This window comes from Aeromonas crassostreae, assembly GCF_054052445.1.
The window spans coordinates 143,756-164,802 of the sequence record NZ_JBSTYM010000005.1; the positions used below are offsets into that span (position 1 = coordinate 143,756).

Below are 21,047 nucleotides of genomic sequence, written 5' to 3' on the forward strand. Positions count from 1 at the left end.
AAAAACAATGCCAGTCAGGTTTGACTGACGGTAAATTTGGGACACCCACCTTTTTGGGAAAAGCCTAACCGAGCTGGCTATGGTCGTGCTGATGGATGACGGGGTGAGAGGTCAGAACCGGCAGGCCATTGTGGCATAACCAGCCTCTTGTTCAGGTGCGGCTCAGCTGGACATAGAACAACATGTCGGGATGGGGTATGAAACTAGGGGGATTAACGATTCAAAGGGATGGCTGATGGCATCGTCGCTGACCACAGTGCCGGGCGAATAGCAGGCAATGCTCCCTGTCACCCATTACTCTGAGGCCTTGTCGCCGAAACAACATCACCTGCTTCAGCCAACGAACCTCATCCAAACCTAACCGTTGCAGAATAGGGGCAAGGTGAGCAGGAATCTGGCCCCGTTTGTCGGTTCTGATGGCTCGTCCTGTCCAGTCCACCAGCCTCAGATAGTCTATGAAGGCATAGGGCAGGCCATCCAGTTTGCCCTGGCTGGCAAATGGCAGCAATAGCGGAGGTAGAATGTCGCTGGAAAGAAACTTGGGACACCCACCTTTATGAGCCAGCCATTACCTGGCTGGCTATCTCTCTCATCACACATATTTCCCCCAAGAGCCCGCTAGAGAAAAACCTAGGACACCCACCTTTCTGTGCCAGCCATTACTCGGCTGGCTAGAGATCGGACAAGCAAGCGATTTTTACGTGGCGGGCCGCGTGTTCAGACGTGGTAATGCCTGACACCAAACCAATGCCAAAGGAGGTAAACGGGATCTAACGGATTAACAAGGTGGCTGATGGCATCGTCGCTGGCCGCAGTGCCAGGCAAACTGCTGGCAGTGGGCTTTGTCACCCACCACTCTGATGCCCTGGCGTCTGAACTGTGTCACTTGTTTCAACCAACGGGCACCATCAAGGCCCAATCGCGCCAGAATAGGAGCCAGGTGAGCAGGTATATACCCCCGCTTGTCGGCTCTTATCGCGCGACCAGTCCAATCCACCAGCATTAGATAATCGGTAAAGGCATAAGGCAGGCCCTCCGGTTGGGCTTGGCTTGCGAATGGCAGCAACAAAGGTGGCAATGGCGCGCCTGGTTGCTCTCCCTCAAAGCGTTGCTTGATGCTGGTGTAATCGCTCTCCTCAGGTCGGTCCGCCAATGCCGCCCGTATCGGGTTGAGATCAACGTAGGCCATGCAGGCCAGCAGGGCTGATTCGGTGAGCAGGGCCTGACTCTTGAAGCGCCCTTCCCAGAAATGACCCTTGCAGCCATCTTCCCTATTGGCCTGCCGCGCCAGGGTTTCATTGAGCAGCCGCACAAACCAGCTGATGGAATGAAGCCGCTCCCGCCACTGCCCTATCAGTTGTTGCACCACAGTCCGTTCGGGCTCAATCAGGGATTCCCCCTGATACCAGCGCCGCACCAACAGCGGCCACTGGAACAATGCCGCCCAGCGCTCGGCCACCTCCCGCTCACTCCAACTGGCGGCGGTGTCGGGCTCCACCTTGAGCACCAGGTGATAGTGGTTGCTCATCACCGCATAGGCACAAACACCGATGGCAAACAGTCGCGACAGTTGGCCTAGCTTGTCGACCACCCACTGACGCCGATGTTCGTAACTCTGGCCAGAGTGGGCATCTTCCCCACATAGAAAAGCTCGCCGCACGCAGCGGCTGACCACATGGTAGTAAGGCGTATCCTGCAAACTGATTTGACGTGAACGGGCAATGGTCATGGCTCACCCCCTGGGCTGTAACCTCTCAAGCCAAGTACACGACTAAACCGCTGTCAAAAAGGTGGGTGTCCCAATTAAAATTGCCAATTAAAATTGGCAGGGTGTGAGCAAAAATATGGGTGTCCCAATTAAAAAGTGGCAGGGTGCGAGCAGGCCAGGGTTCCGGCTCGGTAAGGCGGCTTTGAGCCGCCTGGGTTTGGGACTGGGTTATGGGACAGCCACCAGCAGCGTTGTGCCGTAGGAGTTGTCTATGGTGCAATGCCACTGCCCGTCTCGTTCCTTGCGAAACACATAGGTGGCGCGGCGAGTCTCATCCACCAGGCCGCCTTGCCCGTTGGGGTAGCGCAGCCGGGTCTCCATGATCACCAGGGCATTGTCGGCCCCCTCGATCACCTCCATGGCCCCCTGGGTTACCTCAAGCTGGCCGTCAAAGTAATCGGAGATGGCGGTGAAGGCACGGCGGATGGCGGGAATACCGCGCGCCACCATGCCGGGCTTGACCACCAGGGCGGCATCCTCGGCGTAGAAGGCCATCAGGGCGTCGAAGTCGCGCCGGGAGATGGCAGCGTCACAGGACTCGATCAATGTGCGAAGGGGATTCTGGCTCATGCCGTGCTCCTTGTTTCAGGGCAAAAAGGTGGGTGTCCCACTTTAGAATCTCTGGCTCATGCCGTGCTCCTTGTTTCAGGGCAAAAGGTGGGTGTCCCAATTTAGAATCTGAAGTCGCGCCGGGAGATGGCGGCGTCGCCGGTCTCGATCAACGTGCGAAGGGGATGTGGATGCATCTTTGCTCCTCGGTGGTTGGCGGGGCGGTTGCCCGCCCTATGCCGGAAATAAAAAATCCCCCGCTCTCGTGGTAAAAGCGGGGGATCGTCAGCGTCTCATGGCGGCTTAACCGAGCAGGAAGGCCTTGAGGCGGCCAAAGTCTGCGGGCAGTTCGTGGGACAGGAGCGGCAGCGCGGCATGCTTGGCAAGCGGTGCTGGCAAAGGCACATCCAGCCCCAGGATCTCGTCCACCGACTCCTTGAACTTGGCCGGATGGGCGGTGCAGAGGAAGACCCCTACTTCGTCCTCGGCGAGCTGCTCGTTCAGCAGATCCCAGGCAATAGCCCCGTGGGGCTCGCACAGGTAATCGAGCTGGTGCAGGCGCTGCAACGCATCCCGAGTCTGGGCATCGTCACGCATGCCTGAGCCCAGGGTTTCCAGCGCCCAGCCGTTGCGGCGGCAAAGCTCCTCTACGCGCGGCCAGTTGTTGGGGCGGCTCACGTCCATGGCGTTGGACAGGGTCGCGACCGTCTGGTGTGGCTCCCACTGGCCGGTTTTCAGGTAGCGCGGCACTGTGTCGTTGGCGTTGGTGGCGGCGATAAAGCGCTTCACCGGCAGCCCCAGCGCCTTGGCGATGAGACCCGCGGTGAGGTTGCCGAAGTTGCCGGACGGCACGCTGATGACCGCCTTGGCGCGTTGGGCCTTCGGCAGCTGGGCCAGCGCTTCGAAGTAGTAGCAAACTTGCGCGAGCAATCGGCTGATATTGATGGAGTTGGCGGAGTTCAGGCCAATCGCCTGTTTCAACGCCTCATCGTCGAAGGCATCCTTGACCAGCGCCTGGCAGGCATCGAAGTCGCCGTCGATGGCGAGGGTGCGGATGTTGCCGCCGAGGGTGCAGAACAGCGCCTCCTGCAGCGGGCTTATCTTGCCTTTCGGGTAGAGGATCACCACTTCTATCCCCTCCAGGCCATAGAAGGCGTGAGCCACGGCGGCGCCGGTGTCGCCGGAGGTAGCGGTGAGTATGGTGATCTTGTCATTCTTTTCGGCAGATACGGTCCTGAACGCAGCCAGGCACTGGGCCATGAAGCGGCCGCCGAAGTCCTTGAACGCCAGGGTCGGGCCGTGGAACAGCTCCAGGGCATAGGTGCCATCTTTCAATTTCACCAGAGGTGCCGGGAAGGTAAAGGCGGCGTCGATAAGCTCGCTCACCTTGGCAGCAGGTACTTCGTCACCCAGCAGGTGGCTCAGGATGCGCGCCGAGCGCTCGGCCAGCGGCAGCTCCAGCAGGGCATCCACGTCCGCCAGCGGCTCGAGCTGTTCGGGGAAAAACAGACCCTGCTCGCGGCCCAGCCCCTGACGCACCGCCTGCGCGAAGCTCACCTGTTCACGCTTGTCCTTGATGTTGTAAAGATTCATAGCTCGCTTCCTGTTACCCGTGCCCCGGCCATGTCCAGTTTGCAGACCCGGGCAAATCCATCTTCATTGCGCACGAAGTGCGCTTCCATCCACTCTTTCATCCGCTCGGCCTGGGCCAGATCCTTCATCACCACGAACACGGTGGGACCGGACCCCGAGATGCCGGTGGCCAGGGCCCCGTTCTGGGCCCCCTGGGCCCGCACCTCGTTGAAACCTTCGATGAGCGCCGCGCGATAAGGCTCGGCAATCACGTCTTTCAGGACGCTGGCGGCCAGCCCTTCCTGGCGGCTGTAGCTGGCATGCACAAAGGCGGCCAGCCGGCGACCATAGGTGAGGCAATCCTGGCGGCGATATTGCGCCGGCAGGATAGCGCGGGCGGCGGCGGTGGAGACCACTGTGCCCGGGTAGCAGACCACCCAGTACCACTCGTCAAATACCGGGATGCCCTGGCTGATGACGCCTCCCTCCTCCAGCACCAGCTGCATGCCGCCGAGATAACAGGGGGCCACGTTGTCGTAGTGGACGGAGCCGGAGATCCTGCCCTCCATCTCCCCCATCAAGAGCAGCATATCGTGTTCATTGAGGGGGGCGCCGTGAAAGGCGTTGAGCCCTTCCAGCGCCGCCACCACGCTGCAGGCACTCGACCCCAGGCCCGAGCCCACCGGCAGGTTCTTCTCCAGCACCATTTCGAGCGGCTTGAGGCCAAGGCCGCGCTTCTCCAGCGCCTCGCCATAGGCAAGCCAGCAGTCATGGAGGATGTTCTTTTTCGGGTCATCCGGCAACTTGTGGGCGTAACGGCCCACACAAGAGAGGGCGAAGGGCACCTCTGCCGATCTGACCTGGACGCGATCCCCCAGCAGGGAGCCATCCACGGGGGCGAGCGCCGCCCCCAGTACATCGAAGCCCACGCTCAGGTTGGCGCTGGAGGCCGGGGCATAGGCCACCACGCTGCCGCCCACTTCTACATTCGGGTTCATCGCTGAACTCATGTTACAGCTCCTGCTTCCAGTTCTGGGTGCGCAGCACGTCGGCGAAGACACCGGCGGCAGTCACTTCGGTCCCTGCGCCATAGCCGCGCAGCACCAGGGGGATGGGCTGGTAATAGGTGGAGAAGAAGGCGAGCGCGTTCTCCCCGTCTTTCACCTTGAACAGGGGCTCGTCGGCGCCGACCGCCTTGATGGCGACCTTGCACTTGCCGCCCTCGATGGAGCCCACATAGCGCAGTACCTTGCCTTCACGCTGCGCCGCCGCGAACTGATCGCGGAACCAGCCGTCGGCCTCCGGCAAACGGGCCATAAAGGACTCCACGTCGCCACTGACATCAAAGCCAGGTGGCAGCGCCTGCTCCACTTCCACGTCACAGAGCTCCAGCGCCATGCCGGCCTCCCGGGCCAGGATCAGCAGCTTGCGGGCCACATCCATGCCGTTCAAGTCGTCGCGGGGATCCGGCTCGGTGAAGCCGTTGCCGCGGGCTATACCGGTGGCGTCGCTAAAAGACATGCCCTCATCCAGCTTGCCGAAGATAAAGGAGAGAGACCCGGACAGGACGCCGTCGAAGGCGCGCAGCTTGTCACCGGCCTTGATGAGGTTTTGCAGGTTCTCGATGACCGGCAGGCCGGCGCCCACGTTGGTTTCATACAGGAACTTGCGGCGGGTCTGGCGGGCGGTGCGGCGCAGCGCCTTGTAGTAATCCAGCGACCCTGTGTTGGCCTTCTTGTTCGGGGTCACCACGTGGAAACCGGCGGCCAGGAAGTCGGCGTACTGGACGGCGACCGCCTCGCTGGAGGTGCAATCGACGATCACCGGGTTGATGAGGTGGCTCTCTTCCACCAGCTTTTTGACCGCCTCCAGGCTGAAGCTGCCCTGGGCTTCCGCCAGCTGATCACGCCAGTTGGCGAGGCTCAGGCCATCCTTGTTGGCGACCATCTGGCGGCTGTTGGCGATGCCGACCACCCGCAGGCCGGTGCCCTGCTCGGCGAGCACGGGCTGCTGGCGGGCGATCTGATCCACCAGGGCCGCGCCGACGCCGCCGATGCCGACCACGAAGAGATCGATGAACTGCTGGCTGCCAAAGAAGTTCTGGTGGCACGCCTTGATGGCTTCCGCCACCTTGCCCGAGCGCACGACCGCGGAGATGGAACGCTCGCTCGACCCTTGCGCGATGGCGACGATATTGATGGAAGCCTGGGCCAGGGAGGTGAAGAAGCGGGCCGCCATCCCCTTGGCCGTGCGCATGCCGTCGCCGATGAGGGAGATGATGGCGAGATCCTGCATGATCTCGAGCGGGTCCAGCAGCTGGTTCTTGAATTCCAGCTCGAACTCGCGCTCCAGCACCTTGCGGGTCTTGTCGCAGTCATAGCTGTGGATACAGAAGCTGACGCTGTACTCGCTTGACGACTGGGTGATCAGCACTATGCTGACCCCGGCGCGGGAGACGGCGGAGAAGATACGACCGGCCATGCCCACCATGCCCTTCATGCCGGGGCCGGAGACGTTGACCATGCACATGCCGGACAAGTCCGAGATGGCCTTCACCTTCAGATCGTCATCCCCCTGCTCGGCGCCGATGAGGGTACCCGGCCCCTGGGGATTGAAGCTGTTTTTGATGAGGCAGGGAATGTGGAACTGGGCCACGGGGGCGATGGTTTTCGGGTGCAGCACCTTGGCACCGAAATAGGAGAGCTCCATCGCCTCTTTATAGGAGAGGGTTTTGAGCAGGTAGGCATCCGGCACCAGGCGCGGATCGCAGTTGTAGCAGCCTTCCACGTCGGTCCAGATCTCGCAGCATTCGGCGTCCACGCAGGCAGCCAGCACTGCGGCGGAGTAATCGGAGCCGTTGCGGCCCAGCAGCACGGTTTCGCCCTTGTCGCTGCCGCCGGTGAAGCCCGGCATCAGGTAGAGGCAATCGCTGCGCAATCCCTTGGTGGCGAAGCGCACCCGGGAGGCTTCGATGTCCACATGGGCTTCGAGGTAGCCGCCGTCGGTCACCAGCAACTGCTCCGGCACGATGAGATCCAGCTCGAGGCCACGCACCCGCAACAGCTCGTGCATGAAGGCGATGGAGAGGTTCTCTCCCCGGCTCAGGATATGGGCCTGGACATTGTCCGGGCACTGACCCAGCAGACGAATGCCCTGCATCAGTCGCTCCACCCGATCCAGTTCGGCAGTGAGGCGAGCCTGCAACGCCTTGTCATCCAGCGCCGGATAGGCCGCCTTCAACCCGGCCAGCAGGCGGGAGAAGATACCGTTGATCTCAAACAGGGTATTGCTGGCATCCATGCCGCGGCTGGTCTGCTCCACCAGGGCCACCAGGTGATTGGTCACCTTGGCCGGGGCCGACAGCACCAGGGCCACCTGGGACTGACCATGGGTATTGACCGCGATATCGGCTACCCGCAAGAAACGATCTGCATCGGCCAGTGACGACCCGCCAAACTTCAACACTCTCATTGCTTTCTCTCCCTGTAAACTGCGCAACAAAAAGGCCCGTACTGGGTGGGTACGGGCCTTTTTCTGATTTCTGTGCTTGTTCGTCAGCGCATCAACCGGCCCCAGTCCCACCTGTGGTGGTACCGGTAATAATGGTGGTGGTGATGACGTTGCTGAATAGCGGCATGACGAACACTCTTGAACGAAGCTGGCTTTTAGCAATACCCCGCCGGGCCTTGGGCTGTCAACCTAAACCTCATTGCTCCTTGCGTTCGAAGCGGCGAACAAGGTCTTTGCAGAGCAGATGCAGCATATTCAAATCCCGTTGCGGCAGCATGGGCACCCGGTCCATCACCCACTTGTGCAGTTTTTCATCCTGAGAAACACCGAGCTCACCAAGTATTTCTGCTGTTTTGCTCTTTAGCACCCGAACCTGGCCACTACTATCAATATTTTCTGCTACCGCTTCGGGTTCATCGAGCAGGGGACTCAGTTCGTAGGCATACAGCATGATCGCCTGTCCCAGATTCAAAGAGGGATAACTCACCTTGAGGGGCAGGTAACTGAGCAAGTCGGCCTGGGCGAGCTGCTCGTTGGAGAGGCCCGACTCCTCGCAGCCAAACAGGATGGCAACCCTCTCAAGGGAGGGCTTGGCGCGGATCTGATCGCGCACCTCCCCCGGGGTGAGGTAGTGCTGGTAGCGGCCGCGCTGGCGCGCCGTGGTGGCGATCACCAGGTCCATGTCCGCCAGGGCCTCTGCCAAGGTATCGAACGCCTCGGCATTGGCCAGGATCTCCTGGGCGCCGTGGGCGACCCAGCTCGCCTCCTCCTCCTGATGGACACGGCTCGCCACGACCCGCATGGCGTCAAAGCCCATGGTCTTCATGGCGCGGGCGGCCGCCCCGACATTCTGTGGGCGGGCGGGCGCCATCAGGACAAAATAGAGCTTCATGGGTACTTCCTCGCGGACAGGGCTGCAAAGGGGCGAAATCTACCGCTTATCCCCGAAAAATGCCACTTGAACAGACGTTTTAATGTTGCCATAGTGGCCGTGAACGTCGGTGAAATCAGGGGCAGATGGGGCCGAACAACCACAAGGAAGGTGGCAATGGAAACAACATTGGAACAGGCGGTGGCGGAGACCATACTGCAGCGGTTCGAGTCATTTTACAGCCGGTTTCTCGAGATAACCCAGGGCAGCAAGAGCCGCTTCGAGAACGGTGACTGGCTCGGCGTCCAGCTCGCGGGGCGCGAGCGGATCAGGCTGTATGACCATCATGTGGGGGCCACCACGGCGCTGATCCGCACCATGATGGGAGAGCAGCTCGCCACCCAGGCACTGCTCAAGCAGGTCAAGAACGCCTTCAGCGATCTGCTGCCGGGCTGCGCCAATTTCGAGGTGGCGGAGTCCTTCTTCAACTCCGTCTACCGGCGCATTTTCCGCCATCGCAACATCCGCGACGAGAATCTCTACATACACCCGTTTCACAGCCGCGGCGAACACCCTGACCTGTCGGCCCATCTGTGCATTTATCCCAGCAGCCAGGCAGACTTGCCCCAGACCCTGCGTCAGCTGTTTGCCGATTACCCCTTCACCCTGCCCTTTGAGGACAAGGAGCGCGACCTGGGTTACATCTGCCGCCATCTCCACGACCATGGCCCGGCACAGATGCGCGAGGGCCCCTTCACCCTGGAGCTGCTGCGCGAGGTGTTCTATCGCAACAAGGGGGCCTATCTGGTGGGGCTCGTCAGGGCCGGGGATCGGGTGTTTCCCTTCATTCTGCCGCTGCTGAGCACGGGGCAGAGCATCTATGTGGATACCGTCATCTTCGAGCCCGAGCTCGCCTCCATCGTATTCGGCTTCGCCCGCGCCTACTTCATGGTCTATGCCCCGGAGCCTGCGCTTGTCGTCGCCTTTTTGCGCCAGATCCTGCCCCACAAGCCGGACTATGAACTCTACAACACCATCGGCTGCCAGAAGCACGGCAAGACGGAGTTCTATCGCCATTACCGCCAGCATCTGGCCATGAGCCGGGATAGCTTCGTCATCGCCCCCGGTATCAAGGGGATGGTGATGAGCGTGTTCACCCTCCCCTCCTACGACGTGGTATTCAAGGTGATCAAGGACGAGTTCACCCCGCCCAAGGATGTGAGTCACGAGCAGGTCAAGGCGAAGTACCGCCTGGTCAAACAGCACGACAGGGTCGGCCGCATGGCCGACACCCAGGAGTTCACCAACTTCGAGTTTCCCCTGGAGAGGATCTCCCCCGAGCTGCTGGACGAGCTGCAACGGGTTGCCCCCTCGGCGCTGACCCTCACCGCCGACAAGCTGGTGATCAAGCACCTCTACACTGAGCGCAAGATGATCCCGCTCAACCTCTATCTGGATCAGGCGGACGAGCAGCAAACCCGGCTGGCACTTGAGGAGTACGGCAACGCCATCCGCCAGCTGGCGGCGGCCAACATCTTCCCCGGCGACATGCTGTTCAAAAATTTCGGGGTGACCCGTCACGGCCGGGTGGTCTTCTACGACTATGACGAGATCTGCTACATGACGGAGTGCAACTTTCGCCAGATCCCGCCGCCACGCTACCCGGAAGATGAACTCAGCGCCGAGCCCTGGTACTCGGTGGCCCCCAACGACATCTTCCCCGAAGAGTTCGCTACCTTCCTGCTGCAAAAGCCCCAGGTGAGAAGCATCATGATGGCGCTGCACAAGGAGCTGTTCGATGCCAACTACTGGAAGATGCTGCAGAGCAATATCAAGGAGGGGATGTTCGAGGATGTCTACCCCTATCGGCGCAAGAAGCGCTTTCGCTACCAGCAAGGAGAGGCAGAGCCAACGGAAGATCCATTCAGGGCGCAGGCGGCCAAGCCCTGAGCCCGAAACTGCAGAGGGGCGCCGCGGCGCCCCTCTCTTTTGCTCTGGCCAAAGCCAGCCCTGTCAGCCCAGAGTCATGAAGGCGTCAGGTCGGGTGGCGGACGCGACAGACTCTGACCCGCCACGGCGTGTCACTGGGCCGGTTTGGCCTCGAAGGTGAGCAGGATCGCCTGGCTCGCATCCTTGAGCACCAGCTGATTGGCGCTGACCTGGTAGCTGGCAACCTGGCTCAGCTTCTGGAAATAATCCCCCTCCTTGGCCATCAGATCCCCCGGGCACATCATGCGGGTTGCCCCCATGCCCGTCAGGGTCAGGGTCTGCTCGTCGAGCTGGGTGATCCCGCCAAAGTAGCGGTTGCACCCGCCCTTGCCGGCGACCTTGCCCTCGGCTACCTGCAGGGTAAAGCCATCGCCATCGGCCCCTTGCAGCTGCCAAGGGTGTGCCTGCAGTTGTGCCGTGTTGGAGCCGGATGTCATGGCGCAGCCTCCCAGGGCCAGGGCGGCCAGCAGCATCAGATTCTTGTTCATGGGATCCCCTCTCGGTTGTGTGCAATAAAATGGACGGCTCTGTTTACCATGCTGAACGCGCAAAGCAAACCCCTTCAATTTTGAATGAGTCCCTTTACAGCATGCTGGCATGTGCCATGCTTGTGATCCTGTTCGGGACCCATGGAGGGGGAATGAATGGCTAACTCACTCATCTGTCTGCTGTTATCTACCTGTAGCCTCAACTGCATCGCCGCCGACTGGGATTGGTTCGACCAGGATCCCGGTGAGGGGGAAGTCTATCTGAGGAGCTATTCGGGCATACTGCAAGACCCAAGAGGAGATGGCAGAGCAGACCCCTTCGATACCTGGCTTATCAACACGGGTTACCAGTACAACATCATGGATGATGTCACCCTCTTCATGGAAGGGGGGCCGGCCGGCTCGGGCGATACCCGCAAGGCCGGCTTCAACCTGGCCTCAGGATTACGTTACCAGCTCAATCCGCAGATCCATGTCGGCAGCCAGCTCAGTCAGCGCGAGCTGGACAGCGCCACCACCCAGCTCGAACTCAGCAGCCGCCTGCAGCTCCCCTACCTGGCGCTGACCGCCAACTATGGCATCAGCCCCCTCACGGCCGAGCAGTCGCTGAGCATCGGCATGGGTTTTCATTTCTGATTATCAGATGAGGCGGCTGGCACTGACCACGACGCCATTGAGATCGGCATAGACGAAATCCCCAGGCGATATGGTGACCCCGGCAAAATGCAGGACGGCCCCTTCCGTTCCCATGCCGCGTTTCTCGGTTTTGACCGGACAGGCCGCCAGCGCCTTGATGCCGAGCGCCAGTGTGTTGAGGGTGCCCACATCCCGCACGGCGCCATGAATGATGCACCCGGCCCAACCGGATTCGACCGCCTTGATGGCGAGCTGATCCCCGAGCAAGGCGCGCCGCACCGAACCACCGCCATCGATGACCATGACGCGGCCATGGCCGGGCCTGGCCACCAGATCACGCACCAGGCTGTTGTCCTCGAAGCAGGAGAGGGTCACCGCCTCGCCATAGAAGATGGCGTTGGCGCCAAAGTGTTGAAACAGGGGATCAGCCACTTGCAAGGCATCGCCATGCTCGTCGCAAAGATCCGGCAGCAGGTCCAGCATGATTCACTCCTCTCCTTGGATATGATGTTGCTCATTGTTCCATCAAGCGCGGGGATGGACAACCTTGAACGAGTCCTTCTTTCGCAGCAAACTCCTGCTCGCACAGAGTCCCGCCATCCCCCTTGGCGCTGTCACGCCCCCTGCCGCCAGAATGAGGTTATCTCCCCCAGACAGACGACGGGCCCTCCCAGCAAGACGGGCTTCAACCAGAGTTGACCCTGTTCAACCCGATAGAGGGCATTTTGGCCGAAACGCGCCGCCAGGGCATACCCCTCCTCGGCGGAGCATGCCAGGGCCAGTGACCACTCCTGCCAGTACATCTCGGGGTCACCGGCCAGGATCGGAAAGCGATGCTCCCACCCGGCGACGGCACGCAGCAGGGCCCGGGTGCGCCGCTCATTGCGCCTCTCCCCCACCGCCCGACTGGCGGGGTTGCAGGCGGTCAGAATGGTGTAACCGGGCCAGGTCGGGGCGGAAAACGGGGCGACAAAGCAGATATTTCTGTAGTTTTCCCACAAAATCATGTCAATCATATGTTACATTTCATTACATAAATAAGTGGCGAAAAGCGGGTCCAGCCCCACTATTATGCTGCCAGGTCAGGGTTTGACCTATATCAAACCAGAGTTAAAAAGTTGCTATCTGACAGCAAAGACTGTTGTTATGCGCCTGTTAACTGATAAAATGCGGCCACTTTACGTAATGGACTACTTTTCCGGCTTCTCTCTCCCGCCAGGGTTGAGAGCCTTCAGATGGCGCAGGGATGTTGGCCAGCATTGATACCAAATTCGTGATTACCCGATCCTAAGCTCATACCCAGGATGACGTAATAAATTTTCAGGCTCCGTCCTAGACGGCTCGGGTAACGCCAAAGTGTTAAAATTTAGCTAATTAACTGATAAGAATCTGGGAAAACTCATGCAAACACCACATATTCTGATCGTCGAAGACGAGCTGGTTACCCGCAATACCCTCAAAAGCATCTTCGAAGCCGAAGGCTACGTCGTGCTGGAAGCCAACAATGGCGACGAGATGCACCAGGCCCTGACCAGCCATACCATCAATCTGGTGATCATGGACATCAACCTGCCGGGCAAGAATGGCCTGCTGCTGGCGCGCGAATTGCGCGAGGATGACAACATTGCCCTGATGTTCCTGACCGGTCGGGATAATGAGGTGGACAAGATCCTGGGGCTGGAAATTGGTGCTGACGACTATATTACCAAGCCGTTCAACCCCCGCGAGCTGACCATACGGGCCCGCAATCTGCTGAGCCGCACCATGAATGTGCTGCCCGGTGGCGAAGACAAGAAGCAGGTCGAACGCTACCTGTTCAACGGCTGGGCGCTGGACATCAACAGCCGGGCCCTGGTCAGCCCGACCGGCGACATGTTCAAGCTGCCCCGCTCCGAGTTTCGCGCCATGCTGCACTTTTGCGAAAACCCGGGCCAGATCCAGACCCGTGCCGAGCTGCTCAAGAAGATGACAGGGCGTGAGCTCAAGCCCCATGACAGAACCGTGGACGTGACCATACGCCGCATCCGCAAGCACTTCGAGAGCGTGGGGGATACCCCCGAGATCATCGCCACCATCCATGGCGAAGGCTATCGCTTCTGCGGCGAGCTCGAGCAGGAATAAGCGAGCAGACGGATAAGGAAGAGGCGCCACCCGGGCGCCTTTTTGCTGCCCGGGCGCGAGGCAAGACGGATCACCGCTCGCGGCTCAGGCCCGGCAGCCAGATAACAAAAAGCCCACTCGCAGGAGTGGGCTTTTGCATGAAAGCTGGAGCGGGCAGCGGGAATCGAACCCGCATCATCAGCTTGGAAGGCTGAGGTAATAGCCATTATACGATGCCCGCCTGGCATCAGAGATGAGGGTGCATCAGTCGATGTCACCACGGCTTGGAAGCGCTGGGCTCCACATGCCTTGAATGTGGAGCGGGTGATGGGAATCGAACCCACGTATGCAGCTTGGGAAGCTACCGTTCTACCATTGAACTACACCCGCGTCAGGGCCTCTACTATATGCATTTTGTCGCCAAGCGCAATGGCACATTTCCCCTTTTTTACAGTAAATCAAGCTGTTCGACCAACGAATGAGCAGGTCGTTGCTTTTTCCAGCAGCTGGCGTCGTATCCAGAGATCGACAAGGTTGCCAAGGCCAGGGGCCGAGGATAGTCTTGCGCCACTCGAAGCGAGGAAGCTGGTAATGGATAAGAAAACCCAAACACGTCTTTATGGCTGGTTGCGCAAGCAGTCGAGTCACGGCCGCCGCTGGATCGGTCTCTCCATTGTGTGCGGGCTGGGTCAAGGGAGCCTGATGGTCGCTCAGGCCTGGCTGCTGGCCACCCTGCTGCACGGCTTCATCATGGCGGGTACCCGACCCGAGCAGCAGATCCCCCTGTTCATCGCTTTGCTGCTGGTCACCCTGGGCAAGGCGCTGCTCGCCTATGGCCGGGAGGTGACCAGCTTCAAGGCTGGCGCCGCCGTGCGCCAGACCATCAGGGATCTGGTACTGACCCGATTGAGCCGCCTTGGCCCCGCCTATATCCAGCGCCGACCGGCGGGAAGCTGGGCCAGCCTGCTGCTGGAGCAGATAGAGAACATGCAGGAGTTCTTCTCGCGCTACCTGCCGCAGATGGCCATCGCCGTCTTCATCCCCGTGCTGATCCTGGTGGCCGTGTTCCCGGTCAACTGGGCCGCCGGCATCATACTGCTCGGTACCGCCCCCCTGATCCCGCTGTTCATGATCCTGGTGGGAGTGGGCGCGGCCGATGCCAACCGGCGCAACTTCCATGCCCTGGCCCGCCTCTCCGGCCACTTCCTCGATCGCCTCAAGGGGCTGCGCACCCTGCAACTCTTCATGCGCACCCAGGCCGAAGGCAAAGAGATTGAAGAGGCATCGGAGGATTTTCGGGTGCGTACCATGGAGGTACTGCGTCTGGCCTTCCTCAGTACGGCGGTGCTGGAGTTCTTCGCCGCCCTGTCGGTGGCACTGGTGGCGGTCTACTTCGGCTTCTCCTATATCGATCACCTCAACTTTGGCAGCTACGGCGTCAAGGTCACCCTGTTTACCGGCCTGTTCGTGCTGTTTCTCGCCCCCGAGTTCTATGCCCCGCTGCGAGAGCTGGGCGCCCACTATCACGCCAAGGCCCAGGCCATCGGCGCCGCCGAACAGCTGCTCGAATTCCTGGAGGCCGAGGTCGCCGAACCCGCCAGCGGCAGCCTGCCCTTTGCGGCCACCCGCCCGATCCGGGTCGAGGCCCGGGGCCTGGAGGTGCTGAGTGCCGAGGGCAAGGTGCTGGTCGGTCCCCTCGATTTCACCCTGGCGCCCGGCTCGCGCACCGCCCTGGTCGGGGTCAGCGGGGCGGGCAAGAGCTCTCTGGTCAACGCCCTGCTCGGTTTCGCCCCCTATCGCGGCGAGCTCAAGGTCGATGGCCAGGAGCTGGCCAGCCTGGACATGAGCCAGTGGCGTCTAAGCCTGGGCTGGCTCTCCCAGAATCCACAGCTGTTTCATGCCTCCTTGCGCGACAACCTGTTGCTGGCCAGGCCCACGGCCAGCGACAGCGAGCTGGAAGAGGCCCTCAAGGGGGCCCAGGCCTGGGAGTTTGCCAGAGAGAAGGGGCTCGACTACCCCCTCGGCGATCAGGCCGGTGGTCTCTCCGTCGGTCAGGCCCAGCGCCTGGCCCTGGCCCGTACCCTGCTCAAGTCCACCCAGCTGATGGTGCTGGATGAGCCAACCGCCAGCCTGGATCGACTCTCGGAGCGGGCCATCATGGCGAGCCTGGAGCAGGCGATGGCGGATCAGACCCTGTTGATGATCACCCACAGACTCGATCAGCTCAGCACCATGGATCAGATCCTGGTGCTGGCCGATGGCAACCTGGTCGAACAGGGTCACTATCGCCCCCTGAGCGAGGGGCAGGGCCCCTTCGCCCAGCTCTTGTCCCAACGCGCCGGGGGATCTCTCGATGACTGATTTACTGCCGTTTCTGCGTCTTTATCGCCAGCACTGGCTGAGCCTCTCCCTGGGCTTGCTGCTCGCCCTGGTCACCCTGGTGGCCGGCATGGGACTGCTCTCCCTCTCCGGCTGGTTCCTCTCCGCCGCCGCCGTGGCCGGTATGGCGGTCGCCAGCCGCGACACCTTCAACTACATGACCCCGGCCGGTGGGGTGCGTTTTTTCTCCATCGTCCGTACCGCGGGTCGCTGGGGGGAACGAGTGGTCAGCCATGACGCCACCTTCCGGGTGCTGACCCGGCTGCGGGTCTGGTTCTGGCAAAAGCTCTCCCCGCTCTCCACCGGCGCCCTGGCCGGTTTTCGCCAGGCGGATCTGCTCAACCGACTGGTGGCCGACATCGACGCCATGGACCACGTCTACCTGCGCCTGCTCACCCCCATAGGGGCGGCCCTGCTAAGCTGCGCCGGCCTGGTCTTCTTCCTGTCGTTTTTTGACGGCCGCCTCGCCCTGATCCTCGGCGCCATCCTGCTGTTTGGCATGCTGGCCCTGCCCCTGGTGTTCTTCTTCGCCGGCCGCAGCCCAGGCCAGGCCCTCATCGCCGGCAAGGCGCGGCTGCGCACCCGGCTGGTGGATTACCTGGACGGTCAGGCCGAACTGCAGATGTTCGCCGCCGCCCCCCAGGTGCTGGCCGAGCTGCAAGAGGCCGAGCAGGCCCTGATCCGCGCCCAGGCCCGCATGGCCCGGGTGAGCGGCCTGGCCAATGCCAGCGTCCAGCTACTCAGCGGCTGGACCCTGACCCTGATGCTCTGGCTCGCCGGTCACGGGGTGGGAGGCGCGGTGCCGGATCCCAAGACGGCCCTCATGGTGTTCGCGACCCTGGCAAGCTTCGAGGCCCTGCTGCCCCTGGCCGGCGCCTTCCAGCACCTCTCCACCAGCCTGGCCTCGGCCCGCCGCCTCAACGAGATACTGCAAGATGCCCGTCCCCCCGTCTGGGGGCCCCACACCCGGCGCGCCGAAGGGGGGGCCTTGCAGCTGAACGAGCTCCACTTCGCCTACCCGGGCAATCCCCAGCCCGTGCTGCACGGCTGCTCTCTCACCTTGCAGGCCGGCGAGAAGCTGGCACTGCTGGGCCAGACAGGTTGCGGCAAATCCACCCTGATGGGGCTGCTGACCCGGGAGTGGACGCCCCAGTCCGGCCAGATCCGGCTGGCCGGGATCCCGCTCACCGACTACAGCGAGGAGGCCCTGCGCGCCTCCCTCTCCGTAGTGAGCCAGCGGGTGCATCTGTTTGCCGCCACCCTGCGAGACAACCTCATTCTGGCGGCGCCCGAGGCCAGCGATGCCCGGCTGACCGAGGTGCTGCAACAGGTCGGCCTCGATACCCTGCTCAAGGATGGGGCCGGTCTGGATGCCTGGCTCGGGGATGGCGGTCGTCCCCTCTCCGGTGGGGAGCGCCGCCGGATCGGCATCGCCCGCGCCCTGCTGCACGATGCCCCGCTCTGGCTGCTGGACGAGCCCACCGAAGGCCTCGACAGCCGCACCGAGCGCGACATCATGGCACTGCTGATGAAACTGGGCGCCGATCGGGCCATATTGCTCATCTCCCACCGCCTGACGGGTCTGGCGCAGATGGACAGGATAGCCCTGATGGAGGAGGGCCAGATCCGGCTGTGCGCCCCTCACCAGGCCCTGCTGGCGGACGACTACTACCAGAGCCTGCATCGGCGGCTGGCCCCGGCCTGATCGCCATCCACCCAGGTCCGGCTCCCCGGGCCGTCAGATAAAATAGGGGCTGGTCGCCGGTGGCGACTGGCCCCTATAATGTCGCCCTCACTGATCAACAAGATGCCCATATGAAACGCCTGATCCTGATGATGCCCCTGCTCGCCTCCGGCTGTGCCAACTTCGCCTTCAACAGCAACCTGGACAAGGAGAACTTCGATGAGTACTTCAAGCCGGGCCGCGTGACCATCTACGATCAGGCCGATCTGGCCGAACTCAACTACCTCTACCTCGGCACAGTGGAAGGGGAATCCTGCCAGAGCGATGCCAACCAGCCGATCCCCAATGCCGGGGAGGCGCGCACCCTGGCCCGACGCCGGGCGGCCGACATGGGAGGCAACGGCATCACCATCGACAAGTGCGCCGAGTACAGCGATGTCCCTGGCTGCCTCAAGCAGGTCATCTGCTACGGTCAGGCCCTCAAGGTCGCCGAACAGAAATGAGTCCCGACCCCGGCCTGGCCGGGGTTTCTGTTTCTTCCTCTCCCGGATCAACCCTGCCGCCCCCGGTTGACCCGCCCCCTCCACCGGGAGCAGGGTGGAGGCAAGCCGCCCCCAGGCGAGGCACAGCCTGGCCCTGCTTGCGGCCCCATCCCACCATACGGATTTCGCCATCGGCTGCTACTGCGAGCAGGAGGCCCACTGCCACCGCGCCGTGCTGCGCCAGTGGCTCGTCGCGCTGGGGGCCAGCCTGGCCTGATGCCGGGCCTACCAGAGATCGATCAGGGTCAGCAGCAAGATCCCCAGGGCCGCCCCCAGCATGCTGGTGAAGGTGAGTACCATGCCCAGGATCCGGAACCTGAACTCCTCTTTGGGCTGACTGATGCCATAGGCATGCAGGCTGCGGCCACACAGCAGAAGCAGCGACAGCCCGTGCACCAGAAGGACGGGGCCGCCCAGGCCGTCGAGAAAGAGGATGAGCAGCAGGCACAGGGGCACGTATTCGGCGAAGTTGCCATGGGCACGGATGGCGCGGGTGAGCCGCGGCTCCTGCCGGTCCCCCACCGCCACCTGAAGCTGGCGACGCAAGCGCACCACCCTCAGGCTCAGATAGACAAACAGGCAGGCCAGCAGGGCGGCATAGGGGGCGACTATCATAGGGGCTCCTCCAAGATGAGCGGGGACGATCAGTGGCAGCACTGTGGCAGCACTATAGCCGCGCCGCTCTCCCCTGGCGATGGCGCCCGCCTCGGCCCAGTCATGCCTTTTGCAGGGAACTGTGCTAGATTGCCCCCGATTTTCTACCCTCTCCATTTTGCTTGGGCCGCGCCGCGTGAAATTCGACATCGATACCCTGGGGGTGATCCACTCCCCCTACAAGGAGAAGTTTGCCATCCCTCGCCAACCCGGCCTGGTCACCGCCAGCCGCGCCCGGCTCGAGTTGCTGCCCCCCTACGATCAGCCCGACGTGCTGCGGGGCATAGAGCAATTCTCCCATCTCTGGCTCAGCTTCGTGTTTCACCAGACCATGGATCAGGGCTGGCACCCCACGGTGCGCCCGCCGCGCCTGGGTGGCAACGAGCGGGTCGGCGTGTTCGCCACCCGTTCCACCTTTCGTCCCAACCCGCTGGGACTGTCAGTGGTGGAGCTGCTCGGGGTAGGCCGCGAGCGTGGCAAGTTGTGGCTGGATCTGGGGGCCGTGGATCTGCTGGACGGCACCCCCATCGTCGACATCAAACCCTACATCCCCTACGCAGACAGTCTGCCCCATGCCCGGGGTGGCTTCGCCCCCGAGGCCCCCACCCCGCCGCTCACCGTGCGTTTCAGCCCAGAGGCGGAGCAGCAGCTGCAACCCTGGCGCCAGGCCCACCCCGAGCTGCGCCAGCTGGTGAGCGAGGTGCTGGCCCAGGATCCCCGTCCCGCCTACAAGCAGGGCAAACCGGACGACAAGGTCTACGGGGTTCGCCTGTTCGAGCTCAATGTGCGCTTTCGCATCCAGGAACCCGAGTGCGAAGTGCTGGCCATAGAGCCCGCCTGATCCTCTGCGCCGGGTCAGGCTTATCCCACAACACCCCATAAAGAAGGGCTCATAAAGAGCCCTTTTTCTGACATCATCCCGACGGCGAGACGTCCCCTCACCCCCGCTCGAGCAACAGGCTGCCGATGGAATAACCGGCCCCGAACGAGCAGAGCACGCCGCGGGCACCGCTCGGCAGATCCTGCTGATGCAGATGGAAGGCGATGATGGATCCGGCCGAGCTGGTGTTGCCGTAACGGTCCAGGATCACCGGGGCCTCCTCCTGGCTGGCGTCGTGGCCCAGCAGCTTGCGGGCGATGAACTGGTTCATGGTGAGGTTGGCCTGATGCAGCCAGAGCCGGCTCAGGCCATCGACTGCCCAGCCCTGGGCGGCCAGCTGATCGGCTATCTGATCGCACACCAGGGGCAGCACCTCCTTGAACACCTTGCGCCCCTGCTGGCGAAACAGCTTGTCATCGGCAAAGCGGGTGCGGGGGCTGAGCCGGTTGAGGAAGCCGAAGTTGTTGCGGATGTTGTTGGAGTATTGGGTGGTCAGCTTGCTGGCCACCAGATGCCAGGGCTTGGCCACCCTGCAATCCTCCGCGCGCTCCAGCAGCACGGCGGTGCAGGCATCGCCGAAGATGAAGTGGCTGTCCCTGTCACGAAAATTGAGGTGACCCGAGCAGATCTCGGGGTTGACCACCAGCGCCAGTTTCGCCGTGCCCGCCGCCAGCAGATCCGCCGCCGTCTTGATGCCGAAGGTGGCCGAAGAGCAGGCCACGTTCATGTCAAAGGCCATGCCGGCCGCCCCCAGATAGTGCTGCAGTTCGATGGCGAGCGCCGGGTAGGGACGGGGCATGTTGGAGGCCGCAACCATGACCAGATCGATCTCCTCGGGCCTGCGCCCGGCCGCGAGCAGCGCCTGCTCGGCGGCGGCGACCGCCATCTCCACCATGATGCTGGGCTGATCGTCGGGGCGCTCCGCCAGCAGCGGCTGCATGATGTCCGGATCCAGCACCCCCTCCCTGCTCATCAGATAGCGGCTCTTGATGCCGGACGCCTTCTCGATGAAGTCGCTGCTGGAGTGCTGCCTGGCCGCGAGCTGACCGGCATCGATGGCGGAGGCGTTCTCCTCGTTGTAGAGATCCACATACTGGTTGAAGGCATCGACCAGCTCCTGGTTGCTGACGGCAAAAGGCGGGGTATAGAGGCCGCTGCCGCTGATCACTATCTGGGTCATCTTTGCTCCTGTGCCGGGTTGGTTCCCGGCTTATCGGGGTCGAGGCGGGCGGGACGGCGACAGGTGAGGCGCAGGCCCGCCCCAGCGCCACCGTGGCCCAAGGGGTCGTTATAACCGGGTACCCGGCATGGGTCGGCGATTAATTCAGACGAGAGGGTATAAACCCTATATCTTGTAATAACATATTGTTATAACAAAACGTCACTTCTCATTCAGGAATCTCAGAGTAATCTTGTTTCATCGCC

The 21,047-nt window shown here is 62.1% G+C and carries 19 protein-coding genes, 2 tRNA genes and 1 other annotated feature; of the genes, 8 read left to right on the forward strand and 13 right to left on the reverse strand.

The genetic code is table 11. From position 1 onward, the window contains the following. Positions 1–778: 778 nt before the first annotated feature. From ACW5W4_RS05915 to ACW5W4_RS05940, 6 genes are all read right to left on the reverse strand, one after another. Positions 779–1,729 (reverse strand): transposase, encoded by a 951-nt coding sequence (locus ACW5W4_RS05915; RefSeq protein ID WP_456688731.1) that lies wholly within the window; start codon positions 1,727–1,729, stop codon positions 779–781. 207 nt (positions 1,730–1,936) lie between these two features. After that, complete coding sequence (locus tag ACW5W4_RS05920) at positions 1,937–2,338, reverse strand: YybH family protein (protein ID WP_456688732.1); 402 nt, start codon at positions 2,336–2,338, stop codon at positions 1,937–1,939. 282 nt (positions 2,339–2,620) lie between these two features. Next, the gene (gene thrC, locus ACW5W4_RS05925) at positions 2,621–3,910 is read right to left on the reverse strand and encodes a threonine synthase (protein ID WP_456688733.1); all 1,290 of its coding nucleotides are present in this window, start codon (positions 3,908–3,910) and stop codon (positions 2,621–2,623) included. After that, on the reverse strand, positions 3,907–4,887 hold the full coding sequence (gene thrB / locus ACW5W4_RS05930; RefSeq protein WP_456688790.1) for a homoserine kinase: 981 nt from the start codon (positions 4,885–4,887) through the stop codon (positions 3,907–3,909). The genes thrC and thrB overlap by 4 nt, the downstream gene beginning before the upstream one ends. Positions 4,888–4,900: 13 nt before the next feature. Further along, the gene (gene thrA, locus ACW5W4_RS05935) at positions 4,901–7,360 is read right to left on the reverse strand and encodes a bifunctional aspartate kinase/homoserine dehydrogenase I (RefSeq protein ID WP_456688734.1); all 2,460 of its coding nucleotides are present in this window, start codon (positions 7,358–7,360) and stop codon (positions 4,901–4,903) included. A 25-nt stretch (positions 7,361–7,385) separates the two neighbouring features. Beyond that, positions 7,386–7,519 (reverse strand) — a sequence feature (Thr leader region). 76 nt (positions 7,520–7,595) lie between these two features. Continuing rightward, a complete protein-coding gene (locus tag ACW5W4_RS05940; RefSeq protein WP_456688735.1) occupies positions 7,596–8,291 on the reverse strand; it encodes a tRNA/rRNA methyltransferase in 696 nt (231 codons plus the stop codon). A gap of 156 nt (positions 8,292–8,447) precedes the next feature. Between ACW5W4_RS05940 and aceK the strand changes: the two genes are divergently transcribed. Then, positions 8,448–10,220, forward strand: a complete 1,773-nt coding sequence (gene aceK, locus ACW5W4_RS05945) for a bifunctional isocitrate dehydrogenase kinase/phosphatase (protein ID WP_456688736.1) — start codon at positions 8,448–8,450, stop codon at positions 10,218–10,220. Positions 10,221–10,351: 131 nt separating this feature from the next. Here aceK and ACW5W4_RS05950 read toward each other — a convergent pair whose 3' ends face one another. After that, positions 10,352–10,747, reverse strand: coding sequence for an META domain-containing protein (locus ACW5W4_RS05950; protein ID WP_456688737.1), 396 nt, complete (start codon positions 10,745–10,747; stop codon positions 10,352–10,354). Between the two features lie 156 nt (positions 10,748–10,903). Here ACW5W4_RS05950 and ACW5W4_RS05955 point away from each other — a divergent pair, with 156 nt between their 5' ends. Beyond that, complete coding sequence (locus ACW5W4_RS05955; protein WP_456688738.1) at positions 10,904–11,383, forward strand: hypothetical protein; 480 nt, start codon at positions 10,904–10,906, stop codon at positions 11,381–11,383. A gap of 3 nt (positions 11,384–11,386) precedes the next feature. Here the strand turns inward: ACW5W4_RS05955 and ACW5W4_RS05960 are convergent, their stop codons facing one another. Both ACW5W4_RS05960 and ACW5W4_RS05965 read right to left on the reverse strand, forming a co-directional pair. After that, on the reverse strand, positions 11,387–11,866 hold the full coding sequence (locus ACW5W4_RS05960) for a putative 4-hydroxy-4-methyl-2-oxoglutarate aldolase (RefSeq protein ID WP_456688739.1): 480 nt from the start codon (positions 11,864–11,866) through the stop codon (positions 11,387–11,389). 131 nt (positions 11,867–11,997) lie between these two features. Beyond that, complete coding sequence (locus ACW5W4_RS05965; RefSeq protein WP_456688740.1) at positions 11,998–12,399, reverse strand: DUF3293 domain-containing protein; 402 nt, start codon at positions 12,397–12,399, stop codon at positions 11,998–12,000. Positions 12,400–12,784: 385 nt separating this feature from the next. Here ACW5W4_RS05965 and arcA point away from each other — a divergent pair, with 385 nt between their 5' ends. Next, on the forward strand, positions 12,785–13,504 hold the full coding sequence (gene arcA, locus ACW5W4_RS05970; RefSeq protein WP_041999962.1) for a two-component system response regulator ArcA: 720 nt from the start codon (positions 12,785–12,787) through the stop codon (positions 13,502–13,504). A gap of 145 nt (positions 13,505–13,649) precedes the next feature. Here arcA and ACW5W4_RS05975 read toward each other — a convergent pair. Both ACW5W4_RS05975 and ACW5W4_RS05980 read right to left on the reverse strand, forming a co-directional pair. Beyond that, positions 13,650–13,724, reverse strand: a tRNA-Gly gene (locus ACW5W4_RS05975). 75 nt (positions 13,725–13,799) lie between these two features. Then, positions 13,800–13,873 (reverse strand) — tRNA-Gly (locus ACW5W4_RS05980). Positions 13,874–14,074: 201 nt separating this feature from the next. On the opposite strand from ACW5W4_RS05980, the gene cydD reads away from it, so the two are divergent. From cydD to ACW5W4_RS06000, 4 genes are all read left to right on the forward strand, one after another. Then, entirely contained in the window at positions 14,075–15,844 is a 1,770-nt protein-coding gene (cydD, locus tag ACW5W4_RS05985) for a heme ABC transporter permease/ATP-binding protein CydD (protein WP_456688741.1), read from the forward strand. Further along, positions 15,837–17,567 carry a heme ABC transporter ATP-binding protein/permease CydC gene (cydC, locus tag ACW5W4_RS05990; RefSeq protein WP_456688742.1) on the forward strand — a complete coding sequence of 577 codons (1,731 nt, stop codon included), beginning with the start codon at positions 15,837–15,839 and terminating at the stop codon, positions 17,565–17,567. The genes cydD and cydC overlap by 8 nt, the downstream gene beginning before the upstream one ends. Positions 17,568–17,677: 110 nt before the next feature. Continuing rightward, positions 17,678–18,049, forward strand: coding sequence for an Rcs stress response system protein RcsF (gene rcsF, locus ACW5W4_RS05995; protein WP_427260549.1), 372 nt, complete (start codon positions 17,678–17,680; stop codon positions 18,047–18,049). A gap of 94 nt (positions 18,050–18,143) precedes the next feature. Beyond that, on the forward strand, positions 18,144–18,305 hold the full coding sequence (locus ACW5W4_RS06000) for a DUF488 family protein, N3 subclade (RefSeq protein ID WP_456688743.1): 162 nt from the start codon (positions 18,144–18,146) through the stop codon (positions 18,303–18,305). 8 nt (positions 18,306–18,313) lie between these two features. On the opposite strand, the gene ACW5W4_RS06005 is transcribed toward ACW5W4_RS06000, so the two are convergent. After that, entirely contained in the window at positions 18,314–18,703 is a 390-nt protein-coding gene (locus tag ACW5W4_RS06005; RefSeq protein WP_427260547.1) for an MAPEG family protein, read from the reverse strand. Between the two features lie 175 nt (positions 18,704–18,878). Here ACW5W4_RS06005 and tsaA point away from each other — a divergent pair, with 175 nt between their 5' ends. Further along, positions 18,879–19,583: a tRNA (N6-threonylcarbamoyladenosine(37)-N6)-methyltransferase TrmO gene (gene tsaA, locus ACW5W4_RS06010; protein WP_456688744.1), complete on the forward strand. Its 705-nt coding sequence runs from the start codon at positions 18,879–18,881 to the stop codon at positions 19,581–19,583. 97 nt (positions 19,584–19,680) lie between these two features. Here tsaA and ACW5W4_RS06015 read toward each other — a convergent pair whose 3' ends face one another. Continuing rightward, positions 19,681–20,802 carry a beta-ketoacyl-ACP synthase III gene (locus tag ACW5W4_RS06015; protein ID WP_456688745.1) on the reverse strand — a complete coding sequence of 374 codons (1,122 nt, stop codon included), beginning with the start codon at positions 20,800–20,802 and terminating at the stop codon, positions 19,681–19,683. Positions 20,803–21,047 lie beyond the last annotated feature (245 nt).